Origin of the sequence: Sporichthya brevicatena (assembly GCF_039525035.1) — a bacterium.
Classification (GTDB): Bacteria; Actinomycetota; Actinomycetes; order Sporichthyales; family Sporichthyaceae; genus Sporichthya; species Sporichthya brevicatena.
In genome coordinates, this window is the sequence record NZ_BAAAHE010000026.1 from 109434 (window position 1) to 123446 (window position 14013).

The following is a 14013-nucleotide window of genomic DNA, read 5'->3' on the forward strand; positions in this document are numbered from 1 at the left end:
CGCGCCGTGTGGGACCTGCTGGACCCCTACTCCTACGAGTTCTTCGTCAAGGGGGTCGTCGCCGCGACGCTCGCCGGCGCGTTGTGCGGGCTGGTCGGCGTCTTCATCGTCCTGCGCGGGATGAGCTACATCGGCCACGGTCTCTCCCACGCCATCTTCGGCGGCTTCGCGGCGTGCTCGGTGGTCGGCGCGAACTACTACGTCGGCGCGGGAGCGTGGGGGCTGGGCTCGGCCCTGGCGATCAACGCAATCTCCCGCAGCCGGCGGATCGGGGCCGACGCCGCGATCGGCGTCGTCACCACGGCGTCCTTCGCCCTCGGGGTCGCGATGATCTCGATCTGGGGGTCGCGAGGGGCGAGCTTCGACGCCGCGCTGTTCGGCAGCATCCTCGGCATCTCGCCGACCGACCTGTGGGTGCTGACCGGCGTCACGGTCTTCACCGTCGGCGTCGTCGTCCTGCGGTACCGCGCCCTGCTGTTCACCACGTTCGACCCCGAGGTCGCGGGGGCCAGCGGCGTGAAGGTCGCGCGGACCGACGCCCTGCTCATGCTCGTGCTGTCGTTGTCGATCCTCACCACCCTCAACGTCATCGGCGTGACGCTGGTGGCCGCGACGCTGGTGATCCCGGCCGTCGTGGCTCGGATGCTCACCAACTCGTTCGCGCACATGCTCGTGCTGTCGACGGCGATCGGCGCGACGTGCGGGTTCGTCGGCATGAACCTGAGCTACCACCTCGACGTCCCGTCCGGCACGACGATCGTCCTCACGGGCGCGGCGGTGTTCCTCCTCGTCCTCGCGGGCACCGGGGGCCGCCGGCTGTCCCGGACCGCACGCAGCGCTCCGGCCCCGGTCCGACCGGAGGAGACCGTCAGCCTGCCGTGAGCTCGGCGAGCGCGACGACGGTGTTCCAGTTCCGGACCGTCACGACGGCGCCGGGACTCGACCGGAATGCCTCCCGGCACACCACGTCCGCCAGCCGGCTGCGACCCGGAGAGGTCGCGACGTAGCGCAGGTACACGCACCGGTCGCCGAGCGACCACTCGTCCGGTGCCCAGGCCGCCGGGTCGAGGTCGGCCTTCGGGTCCGGGGCGGCGGAGGCGTAGGCGACATTGAGGAGCTTCGGCTCCGCGACCGCCTCGGGCCAGGGGTTGGCCGCGACGACGGCGGCGAGCTCCGCGCCGGTACGCACGACGAACTCCGGCGTCCAGGGCAGATGCTCGGCGATGGCCGCGCGGGCCCGCTGGGCGACCTTGCCGGCGTTGGCTCGCCCCGGCGCAGCCACGACCGCATTGCCGCTCTGCAGGTAGGTGCTGACGTCGGAGAAGCCCGCGCCCTCGAGGGCGGTGCGGAGGTCGGCCATCGGGAACCGGGTCTTCCCGCCGACGTTCACCCCGCGGAACAGCAGCGCGTACTTCATCGGCGCCGCCGGATCACGGGGTCGAGGCCGTTGACGACGTCGATCACCGGCTCGCCGGCCAGGACGCGGCGCAGATTCGCGACCGATTTCTCGACGATGCGCGCGACCGACTGCCGCGTCGCGCCCGCGGCGTGCGGGGAGAGCAGGATCCGGTCGTGCCGGCGCAGGGGGTCGTCGGCCGGGAGCGGCTCGACGGGGAAGACGTCGAGCGCGGCGCCGCCGAGGTGGCCGGAGTCGAGCGCCGCGACCAGGGCGTCGCTGTCGAGCAGGTTCCCGCGGCCGACGTTGATCACGTACGCCCCGGCGGGCAGGGCAGCGAGGAGGTCGGCTGAGATCAGGTGGTGCGTGTCCGGGGTGAGGGGGAGGGCGAGCACGAGGATGTCCGAACGCGCGCACAACGCCGCGGGTTCCAGCCAGGCGTAGGGCACCTCGCGCGGCGTCCGCGACCAGTAGGCGACGTCGCAGCCGAACGCCGCGAACAGGTCCGCGGCGATCGCGCCGACCGGGCCGAAGCCGAGGATGCCGACGCGCAGTCCGCCGATCTCGCCGTGCCCGCGCCGGACCACGTCCATCTGCGGCCAGCCGCCGGCGCGCACCCCGCCGTCCGCGAACGGGATCGAGCGCGACAGCGCCAGCGCAGCCCCGACCGTCCACTCCGCGACGCCGCGCGCGTTCGCCCCGGCCGCGTTCGCCACCGGGATCCCGCGGGCCGTCAGGCCGGGCACGTCGAGGACGTCGACACCGGCGCTCGGCTGCTGCACGAACACCAGGTCGGGGCCGGTGGCCGCGACCGCGGCGGTGTCGACGTGTTGGGCGCCGGCACTCTGCCAGGCCCCGAGCACGATCTCCGCGTCGGCGAGGGCCGCGTGCAGGTCCTCCACCGAGGACGCGGGGAGCAGCGTCAGCTTCATCCGCTCCGCGACGTCGCCGAGTGCAGCGAGCGTCGCGTCGTTCGGGAGCGGCAGGAGCGAGAGCAACCGCCACGGTTCGCTCATGCGGACCCTCCGTCGCGGACGGCGTCACCGGCCTGAAGCACCGTCACGGTCCCCGCGGAGCCGTCCACCTCGATAAGGTCGCCGTCGGCGATCCGGGCCGTGCCGTCGCGGGTGCCGATGACGCACGGGATCCCGAGCTCGCGGGCGACGATCGCCCCGTGGCTGATCGGTCCGCCGATGTCGATCACCAGCGCGGCCGACACGATGAGCACGGCCGCCCAACTCGGGTCGGTCGTCCGGCAGACCAGGACCTCGCCGGGGGCGGGACCTTCGTCGACCTCGGGGTCGCGCACGACGCGGGCCACGCCGCGAGCGACGCCGGGGGTGACGGGGATGCCGGTGACGACCACCGGGCCCTCGACCGCGGCCGGCGGTGTCGTCACCGGCTCGGGGGAACCGAGCCAGAACTCCGGGAGTTCGATCGCCCGGTACCGCTCGTGGAGCTCCCGGCGCGAGGCGACCAGGTCGCCGACCCCGGCGGGCAGTTGCGGCGCCGCCAGCTCCTCGACGGTCAGGTGGAAGACTTCCTCGGGGGCGGAGAGCGCGCCCGCCTCGGTGTGCAGGACACCCAACCGCAGCGCCGAGGCGCGGGCGGCGTCCACGCACTGCAGGAACGCACCCTTGCCGATCCCGCGCAGCGGGAAGAAGCGCCGCGCGACCTTGAGCACGATGCCCGCCGGTGTGCGCGCTCCCCGCGGGGAGGCGGCGAGCAATTCCTGCTCGGCGGCCTCGCGCTCGGCGGCGCGGGCCGTCTCCAGCGCCCGCGGGCCCGCGCTCTCCGCCATGGCCGCGTAGTGGCCCAGCAGCTTCTCCAGCGGCGTCGGGTCCAGCCGCCAGACGCGCGCGGCCAGTTCACCCTCGTTGGGGCCGTGGTACCCGTGCCGGGCCAGGAACTCCACCAGCTCGAGGCGGCCGCGCGAGACGTCCCACAGGTCACCGACGAACGCGGTCTCGGCCATCTCGCCGTACCCGGTGAGGACGGCGATCTCCAGCCCCGGCCGGTTCGCCCGCTCCGCCGCGGCGCGCACCTGCTCGTAGACGCCCTGGCACAGCATCGAGGCCACGATGTGCGGCCGCATGACGCCGGCGAACTTGCGCATCGCCGCGTCGAGGGAGCCTCGGGCCTGATCGGCCGTCATCCCGGGCGCGGCCGCGACGGTGTTCCGCCACCACGGGGCGATGTGCTCGGCGGCGCGCTCGAGCCGCCCGGCCACGCCCCACATCGCCATCGGCGCCTTGGCCGCGACGACGGGGTAGCGCTGGTAGCGGGGCCGACTCGACACCCCGGGGCGCACCGTGCCGAACAACTGCGACTCCATCGCGTCGCCGCTGGTCCCCGGCATGCGGTCGGCGAGGGAGCGGAACGTCTCCAGGTTCGCGGCGGCCCGACCGTAGAAGATGTCCCAGACGCGGTCGTCCGGACGGGCCGGACGCGCGACCTGAGCCTCCGTCAGAACTCCGAGGTCGGCGAAGGCGCCGCGCAGACCACGCTCGGTGCGCTCGCCGAACACGCTCCACGTCAGGGTCGTCACGACACCGGGAATCGCTTCCCCGGCGTTGATCGTCGACCAGGCCACCGCCGGCGAGGAGCCGCCGCAGTGCAGGACGTTCGCCGGCTCTCTCACTCCGTCTCGCCCGAGATCGCACCCGGGTCGGTGCCGGTGTCGTCGGCGTCGCCGTTCTTGTTGCGCTGGAACATCTTCCGCACCTTCTGGCCGTTGACGACGGCCTTCTCCGGGTCGACGAGGTACGTGACGTCCTCGACCAGCCGGGCGAGCGAGTCCGAGATCCGCTTCTGGTCGATCCGGCTGCCGGCGACCTCGACGACGCTGGTCACACCCTCGGCAATACGGCCGACCGTCTCGGTCACGACCTCGTCGAACGACTTCTCGTGCTCCGGGCACGGGGGCAGCGTCGACGGCGTCGGGCGCACGAGCTTGTGGCGGGTCTTCCAGCGCGGGTCGTGGAGGTACGGGCGGCCCCCGACCTCGTAACGGCAGATCAGCCCGGACTCGGCCAGTGCGGCCAGGTCGCGGTCCATCGCCGCCGTCGGGTGCGCGTCCGCGCGCAACGGCCAGAGGAACCCGTTGAGCACGGCGGGGGAGTCCTTCGCCCGTCCCTCGTCGTCCAGCACCGTCGGGAGGTAGGCGTAGGTGTACGCGGTCTCCAGGTCGAGCGCCGCGAGTCGCTCGTCCTGCGCGTCGTCCGGGTGGATGCTGCGGGGCTTCTGCGGCATGACGGCAGTATCCCGCGCTGGGGCCCGGAACGGTCGGTGGCGGCGGCTACCGTGGCAGGCGTGTGCGGAAGGTACGGAGCGAGCTGGGGGGTCGACGACCTCGTCGCCGAGTTCGACCTGGACTCGGTCGACGTGCCGGTGGAAGAGCGCCTGGAGTCCGACTGGAACGTCGCGCCGACGAAGCCGGTGTACGCCGTGGTGACGCGCCGCGGGCGCGACGAGCCGGCCGAGGCGGAGGCCACGCGGCGGCTGGTGACGTTGCGCTGGGGCCTGGTGCCGTTCTGGGCCAAGGACCCGAAGGGCGGCGCCCGCATGATCAACGCCCGGGTCGAGACGGCGGCCGAGAAGCCGGCGTTCCGGGAGGCCTTCGCGAAGCGGCGCTGCGTGCTCCCGGCCGACGGGTACTACGAGTGGTACACCCCGAAGGACGGAGCGGCGCGCAAGCAGCCGTTCTTCATCCGCCGCCGCGGCGGGGGCGTGCTCGCGATGGCCGGCCTCTACGAGTTCTGGCGCGACCCCAACAAGGACCGGGACGACCCCGACGCGTGGTGGCGGACCTGCACCGTCATCACGACCACGGCCGGCGACGCGATCGGTGAGATCCACGACCGGCAGCCGATGTTCGTCGAACCCGCCGCCTGGGCGGACTGGCTGAACCCCGAGCACTCGGACCCGGACGCCCTCCGCGGGCTGCTCGTCCCCAGCCCGGCCGACGGGCTCGAGGCGTACCCGGTCTCGACCGCGGTCAACAACCACCGCAACAACGGCCCGGAGCTGATCGCTCCGCTCGAGCACGCCGAGCCGCAGACCCTGTTCTGACGGCCCGTGCGGGACCATGACCGGGTGCGAACGAAAGCCTCTGCCCTCGCGGCCCTGCTGACGGCCGGCCTGGTGCTGACCGCCTGCGCCGACGACGCCGACTCCGATTCCGACGCCCGCACCCCGGCCGGCTCGACGACCGCGTCGGCCGCTCCGACGGCGAGCGCGCGCCCGACCCCCGACGCCGCGCAGCTCGCGACCCTCGGGGTCAACGAGCTCGGCGCGATCCCGGTCTTCATGTACCACCAGCTCGTCGAGAAGCCCCGCCGCATCTACGACATGAGCCCGGCCGCGTTCCGGGAACAGCTGCAGACGCTGTACGACGCGGGCTACCGCCCGATCACCGCAGCTGCCCTCGCAGCGGGGGAGATCGACCTGCCCGCGGGTCGGCACCCGGTGGTGCTCACCTTCGACGACTCCACCTGGGACCAGGCCCGGCTGCTGCCCGACGGCACGATCGACCCGAAGTCCGCGGCGGGCATCCTCGAGGCCTTCGAGCGGGAGCACCCCGACTTCCGCGCCACTGCCACGTTCTTCGTCAACTCCACCCCGGAACCGTTCACGGACCGCCGGGTGCTGACCTGGCTCGCCGAGAACGGCTACGAGATCGCCGCCCACACGTGGTCGCACGCGGACCTCGGCAAGCTCGACGACGCCGGCGTGCAGGCCGAGATCGGCCGCGACGTCGCGTGGCTGGAGGAGGCCGTGCCCGGCCTGACGGTCCGGACGCTCGCGGTGCCCTTCGGCGTGCACCCCCGCAACCGCGAGCTGCTCCGCGCCGGCACTTTCGAGGGCGTGCCCTACCGGCTCGAGGCGGTGTTCGGGGTCTCGGAGATCGCGTCGCCGTCGCCGTACTCGCTCCGCTTCGACCTCTTCGACATCCCGCGCCTCGACACCGGCCTCGGCGTGCGCGACGCCCAGGACGCCCTCGAGCGCCTCGCCGCGGACCCGACCCTGCGCTACACCTCCGACGGGGACCCGGAACGGATCACCTTCCCCGCCGACCGCGCCGACCGACTGAACCCGGACTTCGCCGACCGCGCCCAGCCGTACTGACCGCCGTCCTGACCGCCGTCCTGACCGCCGTCCTGACCGCCGTCCTGACCGCCGTCCTGACCGCCGTCCTGACCGCCGTCCTGACCGCCGTCCTGACCGCCGCCTCTCTCGTCCCACCCCTACCAGTAGGGGTGACACCCTTTCTGGCGCCGGAAAGGGTGTCACCCCCTTGGGATTCTCAGCGTCGTGATCTAGGTTGCGCGCCATGGCGATGCGCGAGTACCTGGTGGGCGAGGTTGCCGAGGAGTACGCGGAGGGGCTGCTGAGCCGCCGGGAGGCGGTGCGGCGACTCGGCCTGCTCGGCGTCGGGCTGCCCGGCGCGACGGCGCTGCTGGCGGCGTGCGGCGGGGACGATGACGACGACGCGACGCAGGCCCCGCCGGCGACCCCGACCGGCCCGGTGGCCCCCGCGGCGACGCCTCCGCCGGGCAAGGACGTCGGCAAGCTCATCACCTACACCGCGAACGGCCAGCGCTTCCGCGCGGCGTACAAGGCCGCGGCGAAGCCCAAGGCCGCGGTGCTCGTCATCCACGAGAACAAGGGCCTCACGACCCACTTCTTCGAGCTCGTCGGGCGTATGGCGGCCAACGGGTACAGCGCGCTGTGCGTCGACCTCCTCTCGCGCGAGGGCAAGGACGGCCTCGCCGGCTTCGACGACCAGGCGGCCGCGACCGCCGCGCTGTCCGCGATGCCGGCCGAGCAGTTGCTCGGCGACCTCAAGTCGGGGGTCGACGAGCTGCTCGAACGCGCGGGCGACGACCTGAAGCTCGGCGCGATGGGCTTCTGCTTCGGCGGCGGGATGACCTGGAACCTGCTGCAGAAGGGCCCCGGCCAGGAGCGGCGGCTGCGCGCCGCGATCCCGTTCTACGGACCGGCCCCGGCCAACCCGGACTTCACCGGTTCCAAGGCGGCCGTCCTCGGCATGTACGCCGGCGAGGACGAGCGGGTCAACGGCACGAGGGCCGCCGCCGAAGCAGCTCTGAAGGCCGCGAAGCTCACCTACGAGATCAAGGTCTGGGACGGCGCCCAGCACGCGTTCTTCAACGACACGGGGGAGCGGTACGACGAGACCGCGGCCACCGCCGCCCAGAAGCAGCTGCTCGCCTGGTTCGACAAGCACCTGACCTGACGCACCGTCAGCCCTGGGTCAGGAACCCCGCACCACGTCCACGTGGATGTGGTCGAGGTGACGCAACGTCACATTGGTCGTGTTGCCCGACGGGTGCACGTAGGGGTGCCAGCCGAGGTGTGAATTGGTGTTCGACCACACCTGGTCGTCGAAGATCAGCGTGGCGATCTGGTAGTAGTCCGCGTTCGCGACGAGCCAGTGCGCGAGCAGCCAGCCCCGGGCCTTGTTGTCCGGGTCGTCGAGGCTGAAGAAGATGTCGACCGCACGGCCGTCGTAGTGCGCCGAGTTCTCGATGTGGCCGCTGGACACCCCGCCCGGCGCGAAGCCCCCGATGGGCCGGCCGCCGTACGCCTCGGCCCAGCCGCGGATCAGCGCGAGCGAACGCATCGTGAGGCCGGTCGTCGTCATCGGCTGCGCGGGCATGTAGCGCTGCGGCGTCACGCAGGTCAGGGCGTGCGGGCGGAACAACGCGTAGACGGCGTCGAGGGAGGTCGTGCGCGGCGCCGGGTCCTTGCGCTTGCGCTTGATCTCCTCGACGGCCTGGTCGGGCCGGAGCGGGACCCGGCCCTCCTTCTGCAGCGAGCGGTCGAAGGCGCGCGCGGCCCGGACGTAGTTGCGTCCGTCGCGGTAGGCCACGGCGGTCAGCATGGTGAGCGTCCGCGCCGCGGTCATGTCGATCTCCCAGACCCCGTAGCCGAGGTCCAGGCGGCACTCCGCGTCCTTGGTGGTCGGGGCGGGGACGACCCGCGGGCCCTTGGTCCGCACCGCCGAGCGGGTCGCGATCGGGCGGTCGCGGCCGGACATGTCGAGCAGGCTGTTCGACCCGGCGGGCGCCGCGGGAGCCGCCTGCGTGGCGGACCCGTCACTGCGCGTGGCCTGCACGGTGACAGCGCCGGCCGCCAGCAGGATCGCGGCGAGGCCGACGCCGAGGAACCGGTTTGCGGCCTGGCCGGGCGGGCGGTGCTTGCTCATCCCCACCATTCTCTCAGATTTCCCGGAAACTGTCGGGGCCCGCGCGTTTCGCGCGGTACTCCGGGAGGACCTGACAGACGGTCAGGACTTCTTGCTCTTGCTCGACTTCTTGGTCGAATCGGACTTCTTGGCGTCCTTGGCGGACGAGCCGGCCACGACCGAGACGAACAGGCGACCCGGCCGCGCCGGCGAGGCGGCGGTGGCGGGGTCCGGCGTCCGCCAGCCGGCGGTCGGGGCCCAGATCAAATCGCCGTAGGCGATGGTGTCGAGCTTGTAGTCGGCGCCCCGGGCGGTCAGCCAGTGCGCCACGACCCAGCCCGCGTTGGCCTCGGGCGACGTCACCGGCGACGAGACGGGGGAGGCGACCGGGGAAATCGTGTCGGGGACCGTCACGCTGAGCGCGCGTCCCGCCGCGCCGGCCGGGTTGTCCTTGGCCTTGGGCCCGAAGGTGCTCATGGTCAGCTTGCCGAAGGCGTCGACGATCCCCTGGCGCATGACGTCGGCCCGCGGGGTGAGCCCCGACCTGCCGCGACTCTCCTCCGACGCCACGGGCGCGGCGAACGCGCACGTGAGGCCGCCCGGCTCGGCCAGGGCCCGCAGCTTGGCGACCGACGCCGCGGTCGGCGCCGCGGAGTCCTCACGGGTGAACAGGTCGAGGGCCTCCGTGACCGACGGCGACTTGCCCGGCTTGCCGGCGGCGACGTCGAGGACCCGGGCGACCATCTCCTCCGGCGCCTTGACCTGCCAGCCGACGGCGGCGATCTGGGTCAGCGTGCGGGCGTCCGCGAGCGTGGTCGCCAGCGGCTTGCCGTCGACGCGGAGGAAGCACGTGTTCACCGGCGGCGTGCTGATCGGGTCGGACGCCGACATCGCCTGCACGACGCCCTTGTCCGGGCCGTCGGTGGTGGAGGAGGAATTCCCACCCCCGAGGGTCACCACGGCGGTCAGGGCCGCCACGCCGACGCAGACGCCCACCAGGGGCACGACGGGCCCGCCGCGCAGCGACAGGCGTGAGCCCGCCCGTGGGCTCCGCTCTCGTGCCGCCATCGCGTTCTCCTCGACGTACTGCGCCAGGTTCGGCGCACTGACAGGTACAGAGTGCGGTGTAACCGGTCGCCGTGTCCGCACGCTGAGAAATCGTTGGTCCGATCAGGCGACGAGAAACCGTACAAAACCGGACGAGGTGGTCCACGCCACCTCGGCGCCCCCGAGCACCCCGGTTTGAAGTCGGCCGCGGCGGGGAATCCCCACCGGCTGCTCTCGTGCCCGCCTTGCTCCGTTCTTCCGTTCCCACCCCGGGGCCGACCCGACGTCGTCGTGGAGTCGGCCGGCTGCCTCACGACGCCGCGGCAGCCTCCGCTCCAAGGTACGTGGCGATGACCGTGGGGTCGGACAGCACCTCGTCCGGCGGACCCTGCGCGACCACGCGCCCGGACTCCAGGGCGATGATCCGGTCGCAGGTCCGCCGCAGCAGCCCGACGTCGTGCTCGACGATCACCAGGGCCCCGCCGGTGGCCTCCCGGATGCGCTTCATCAGGGGCCCCATCAGCTCGGCCTCGGCCCGCGCCAGGCCGGCCGCCGGCTCGTCCAGCAGGAGCACGTCGGGCTCCTGGGCGAGCAGACAACCGAACTCCACGAGGCGGCGGGAACCGGTCGAGAGCTCACTGGCGAACCGGTCCTGGAAGACCCCGAGCCCGAGCAGCGTGATGATGCGGTCGACCCGCTCGGCGACGTCGATCTCCGAGAGCAGCGAGGCCGGCAGGCGCAGCGCGGCCGCCAGGGGCTCCCGGGAGGTCACCCAGCGTTCGCAGGACACCGCGATGGTCTCGGTGACCGTGAGGCCCGGGAAGAGCTTCGCGTCCTGGAACGAGCGGCCCAGGCCCAGGTGCGCCCGCGCCTGCGGGGTCAGGTCCGTGACGTCGCTGCCGTTGAAGTACACCCGACCCGTGTCCGGGACCAGGAACCCCGACATCGCGTCGAGGATCGTGGTCTTGCCCGCGCCGTTCGGGCCCATCAGGCCGACGATCTCGCCGGCGCAGATGTCGATGTCCACCCCGGCGATCGCCGCGACGCCGCCGAAGGTCTTCCGCAGGTTCCGGGTCGCGATCGCCACCTTCGGCGTCGGGGCCGCGTCCGCGGCCGCGTCGAGCGCCTCCACGATGTCGGCGAGGTCCTCGTCCTCGTCCTCGCCGGTGGACACCGGCCGCTCGGGCCGGTCCCGCACGATCCGCGGCAGTTCCCCGGTCTCGTCGTCGACCTCGTCCGCGTCGGTCCGGGCGCCGGTGACGTTCACCGGCCGGGCCCCGCCGTCCGCACTGGAGATGTCATCTTCAGTGCTGGGGTCGGCGGGGGAGTCGTCGAGGTGGCGGCGGGCCTCGTGGACCGCCTCGGGGTCGATCTCGGGAACCTCGAGCCCGTCGATGTGCGGGAGCTTCTCGTCGGCCTGCTCGAGAGCACCGGCGAGGAACACCGAGCGGATCAGGTCGCCGCGGTCGAGGATCTCCTGGGCCGGGCCGGAGAAGCGGACCTCGCCCTTCTCCAGGAACATCGCGCGGTCGGAGACCTTGAGCACGAGCTCGGCGGACTGCTCGACGAGCAGGATGCCCAGGCCCTCGTCGCGCAGGTGGCGGACGACGTCGAGGAGCTCGCTGACGATCGCCGGGGCGAGGCCGAGGGAGAGCTCGTCGATCAGCAGCACCCGCGCGCCGGGCTTGCCGTCCGTGCCCGCCGGCCCCTGCACGAGCGCCTGCGCGAGCGCGAGCATCTGCTGCTGGCCGCCGGAGAGCAGACCGGCGCGGTCCTCCATGCGGGTCGTCAGTGCAGGGAACAGCTCGATCGCGCGGCCGACGGCGGCGGCGCAGTAGTCCTTGTCCTTGCGCGTGACCCAGGTGGCCATGCGCAGGTTCTCCGCGACCGACAGGTCCGGGAAGATGCCCCGGCCGCCGGGCATGTAGGCGAGGCCGAGCCGCGCCATCTTCATCGGCGACCAGCCGGTGGTGTCCTTGCCGTCGAAGCGGACCTTGCCGTGGCGGGGCGGGGTCAGGCCGGAGATCGCCCGCAGCAGCGTGGACTTGCCGGCGCCGTTGGTCCCGAGCAGGCCGAGGACCTCGCCGGCGTCCACGCGGACGTCGACCCCGTGGAGCACCTTGTTGCGGCCGTACGAGACCTGCAGGCCCGTGCACTCGAGAAGGCTCATCCCGCACCTGCCGGTCGCTGGGTCGGCCGCGGGCCGGGCCCCTCCTCGGGCACGGCCAGCGGGTCGGGGCCGGCGGCGGACAGGCGCCCGCCGATGGACGCCAGGTCGACGTCGGTCGCGCCGGTCTCCCCTCCGGGACCGGCGAGAGTGATGCCGCGCATCCGCGCGACGGTGCGGAACCAGAACCCGCGCGCGGAGATGACCACGCGGGCCAGACCGCCGGGCAGGACGAGCAGGACGAACAGCACGCCCGCGCCGGTGACGAACAGCTGCATGCCGCCGGAGAGGTTGTACTTCGCGACGGCGAGGAAGATCGCGCCGAGCAGGGCGCCGGTCACCGACGTCGCGCCGCCGAGCACGACCATCGTGAACGCCTCGAAGGAGATCGCGGGGGAGTACGTACCCGCCCGGACGCCGTCGAGCGCGATGACGTGCATCGAGCCGGCCAGCCCGGCGAGCGCGCCGCTGACGGCGAAGGCCGCGAGCTTGATCTTCGTCGGGCTCAGGCCACGGGCGGCCGCCGCACGCTCGTTGTCGCGCACCGCGATCATCGCCCGGCCGGTGCGGCTGTGCCGGATGCCGTGCACGAGCACGAGCGCCAGGGCCAGCACCGTCAGGCAGAACCAGTAGAGCGTCTTCTCGTTGTAGAGGTCGAAGCGCTCGAGGACCAGCGGCCGGTCGACCTGCGTCGGGATGGCCTCGGGGAAGTTCGCCGGGTTCAGGAAGAACGTCGAGAGCGGCACCGCGAACGCGAGCGTGGTGACGCCGAGGAACAGACCCCGGATCCGCAGGGCGGGGATGCCGATCGCGACGGCCGTCAGCATGCCGGCGCCCATGCCCGCGAGCATGGCGATCAGCAGGTCCGCCCCGGTCTTCGCGACGAGGTCACCGGCGACCACGGCACCGACACCGGCGATCGCGAACTGGCCGAGGCTGATCTGCCCGGCCCAGCCGGTGAGGACGACGAGCGAGACCGCGACCAGACCGTAGATCACCGTCACGGTGCCGAGCAGACTGATCTGACTGGGGCTCAGCTGGTACGGAAGCGCGATGGCGGCCGCGATGACACCGGCGAGCAGCAGACGCCGCCCCCAGATGATCTCCGGCAGGTGCCGGATCTCCTTCGGCACCGGCGGCATCTCGTCGGCGGTGTTCCAGCCCGCGGTGTTCGCGTCCGCGGCGCGGGTGAGCTGGTGACGCTGCAGCAGCAGCGCGATGAGGACCGCGACGAGCAGGAAGACGTCGACGTAGCTCGAGCGTGACGTGTTCCAGAACACCGCCTGTTGGAAGACACCGACGCCGATGCCGGCGAACACGGCACCCGGGAGGCTCTCCATGCGCGCGATGACCGCGGCCGCGAGGGCGGGCAGCAGGAGCGCCGGGCCGCCGGCGATCTCACCACCTTGACCGACGAGCGGGGCCGAGAGCATTGCCGCGAGGGCGGAGAGCGCGCCGGCCAGCGCCCAGACCAGCGTCGAGAGGCGGCGCACCGGAATGCCGAGCAGCATCGCGCGCTCGGCGTTCGACGAGGTGGCGCGGATGCCGACACCGACCGCGGAGTTGCGCAGGAAGAACGCGAACAGGGCCAGGACGATCGGCACCGTCACGAGGATCATCACGTGCGCGCCGGTGAAGACCAGGCCCTCGAAGGTGAACTTGATGTCGAGCGGCGTACGGAACGACCCCTGCAGGCCGCCGAAGCCGCCCCCGGACCCGACGATGCTCGGCACCGCGAACTGCAGCGCCGCCAGGATCTGTGCGAGACCGATGGTGGCGACGGTCAGGATCAGGCGCGGGGCCCAGAACAGGCGCTGCACCACGAGCCGGTCGCACAGCGCGCCGATCACCGCCGCGACCACGAGGCCCACGCCGAGGGCCACGTAGTAGTTCCACCCCTTGACGAGGAAGAGCTGGACGGCGAGGAACGACGCCGCCGACCCCAGCGCGGCCTGCGCGAAGTTGATGATCCGCGACGACCGGTAGACCAGCACCAGCCCGAGGGCGGACAGGCCGGTCAGCGACCCGAGGACCACGCCCTGCAGCACGACGCCCAGAGGGAGGCCGGACGGGAGGACGGCGTTCAGCACCACCCAGACCAGCGGGGCGGCGGCCACCATCGCGACCGCGCGCTTGCGCTTGTCGGCCAGTGCGGCGGGCACGGCGGCAGGAACGGCGGGCAGCGGGCTCACCCTT

12 protein-coding genes are annotated in these 14013 nt (G+C 72.8%); 4 read left to right on the top strand and 8 right to left on the bottom strand.

The features are described from left to right. Positions 1-6: 6 nt before the first annotated feature. Positions 7-882: a metal ABC transporter permease gene (locus ABD401_RS16140; protein ID WP_344606532.1), complete on the top strand. Its 876-nt coding sequence runs from the start codon at positions 7-9 to the stop codon at positions 880-882. Here the strand turns inward: ABD401_RS16140 and ABD401_RS16145 are convergent. The 4 genes from ABD401_RS16145 to ABD401_RS16160 are packed head-to-tail and all read right to left on the bottom strand — an operon-like array spanning position 869 to position 4648. After that, complete coding sequence (locus tag ABD401_RS16145; protein WP_344606534.1) at positions 869-1417, bottom strand: DUF1697 domain-containing protein; 549 nt, start codon at positions 1415-1417, stop codon at positions 869-871. The two genes, ABD401_RS16140 and ABD401_RS16145, sit on opposite strands and share 14 nt — an antisense overlap. Then, entirely contained in the window at positions 1414-2412 is a 999-nt protein-coding gene (locus ABD401_RS16150) for an NAD(P)-dependent oxidoreductase (protein WP_344606535.1), read from the bottom strand. Before ABD401_RS16150 ends, ABD401_RS16145 begins: the two co-directional genes overlap by 4 nt. Continuing rightward, a complete protein-coding gene (locus tag ABD401_RS16155) occupies positions 2409-4037 on the bottom strand; it encodes a PEP-utilizing enzyme (protein ID WP_344606537.1) in 1629 nt (542 codons plus the stop codon). Before ABD401_RS16155 ends, ABD401_RS16150 begins: the two co-directional genes overlap by 4 nt. Beyond that, positions 4034-4648, bottom strand: coding sequence for a hypothetical protein (locus ABD401_RS16160; protein WP_344606539.1), 615 nt, complete (start codon positions 4646-4648; stop codon positions 4034-4036). Before ABD401_RS16160 ends, ABD401_RS16155 begins: the two co-directional genes overlap by 4 nt. Positions 4649-4708: 60 nt before the next feature. Here ABD401_RS16160 and ABD401_RS16165 point away from each other — a divergent pair, with 60 nt between their 5' ends. The 3 genes from ABD401_RS16165 to ABD401_RS16175 all read left to right on the top strand — a co-directional run bounded on the left by ABD401_RS16165 (position 4709) and on the right by ABD401_RS16175 (position 7652). After that, positions 4709-5467, top strand: coding sequence for an SOS response-associated peptidase (locus ABD401_RS16165; protein WP_344606541.1), 759 nt, complete (start codon positions 4709-4711; stop codon positions 5465-5467). Positions 5468-5491: 24 nt separating this feature from the next. After that, positions 5492-6523 (top strand): polysaccharide deacetylase family protein, encoded by a 1032-nt coding sequence (locus ABD401_RS16170; RefSeq protein ID WP_344606543.1) that lies wholly within the window; start codon positions 5492-5494, stop codon positions 6521-6523. A 205-nt stretch (positions 6524-6728) separates the two neighbouring features. Further along, entirely contained in the window at positions 6729-7652 is a 924-nt protein-coding gene (locus ABD401_RS16175; RefSeq protein ID WP_344606545.1) for a dienelactone hydrolase family protein, read from the top strand. An 18-nt stretch (positions 7653-7670) separates the two neighbouring features. Here the strand turns inward: ABD401_RS16175 and ABD401_RS16180 are convergent, their stop codons facing one another. The 4 genes from ABD401_RS16180 to ABD401_RS16195 form a co-directional block, all read right to left on the bottom strand. Beyond that, positions 7671-8624 (bottom strand): VldE C-terminal domain-containing protein, encoded by a 954-nt coding sequence (locus ABD401_RS16180; RefSeq protein ID WP_344606547.1) that lies wholly within the window; start codon positions 8622-8624, stop codon positions 7671-7673. Between the two features lie 81 nt (positions 8625-8705). Next, positions 8706-9671 (bottom strand): hypothetical protein, encoded by a 966-nt coding sequence (locus tag ABD401_RS16185; protein WP_344606549.1) that lies wholly within the window; start codon positions 9669-9671, stop codon positions 8706-8708. A 289-nt stretch (positions 9672-9960) separates the two neighbouring features. After that, on the bottom strand, positions 9961-11820 hold the full coding sequence (locus tag ABD401_RS16190) for an ATP-binding cassette domain-containing protein (RefSeq protein WP_344606551.1): 1860 nt from the start codon (positions 11818-11820) through the stop codon (positions 9961-9963). After that, a complete protein-coding gene (locus ABD401_RS16195) occupies positions 11817-14009 on the bottom strand; it encodes an ABC transporter permease (protein WP_344606553.1) in 2193 nt (730 codons plus the stop codon). Before ABD401_RS16195 ends, ABD401_RS16190 begins: the two co-directional genes overlap by 4 nt. Between the last annotated feature and the right edge of the window lie 4 nt (positions 14010-14013).

Excerpts from the sequence above, each read along its gene's own strand:
- ABD401_RS16145 (WP_344606534.1), bottom strand. The coding sequence starts at position 1,417 with ATGAAGTACGCGCTGCTGTTCCGCGGGGTGAACGTCGGCGGGAAGACC.
- ABD401_RS16150 (WP_344606535.1), bottom strand. The coding sequence starts at position 2,412 with ATGAGCGAACCGTGGCGGTTGCTCTCGCTCCTGCCGCTCCCGAACGAC.
- ABD401_RS16160 (WP_344606539.1), bottom strand. The coding sequence starts at position 4,648 with ATGCCGCAGAAGCCCCGCAGCATCCACCCGGACGACGCGCAGGACGAG.
- ABD401_RS16175 (WP_344606545.1), top strand. The coding sequence starts at position 6,729 with ATGGCGATGCGCGAGTACCTGGTGGGCGAGGTTGCCGAGGAGTACGCG.
- ABD401_RS16180 (WP_344606547.1), bottom strand. The coding sequence starts at position 8,624 with ATGAGCAAGCACCGCCCGCCCGGCCAGGCCGCAAACCGGTTCCTCGGC.
- ABD401_RS16185 (WP_344606549.1), bottom strand. The coding sequence starts at position 9,671 with ATGGCGGCACGAGAGCGGAGCCCACGGGCGGGCTCACGCCTGTCGCTG.
- ABD401_RS16190 (WP_344606551.1), bottom strand. The coding sequence starts at position 11,820 with ATGAGCCTTCTCGAGTGCACGGGCCTGCAGGTCTCGTACGGCCGCAAC.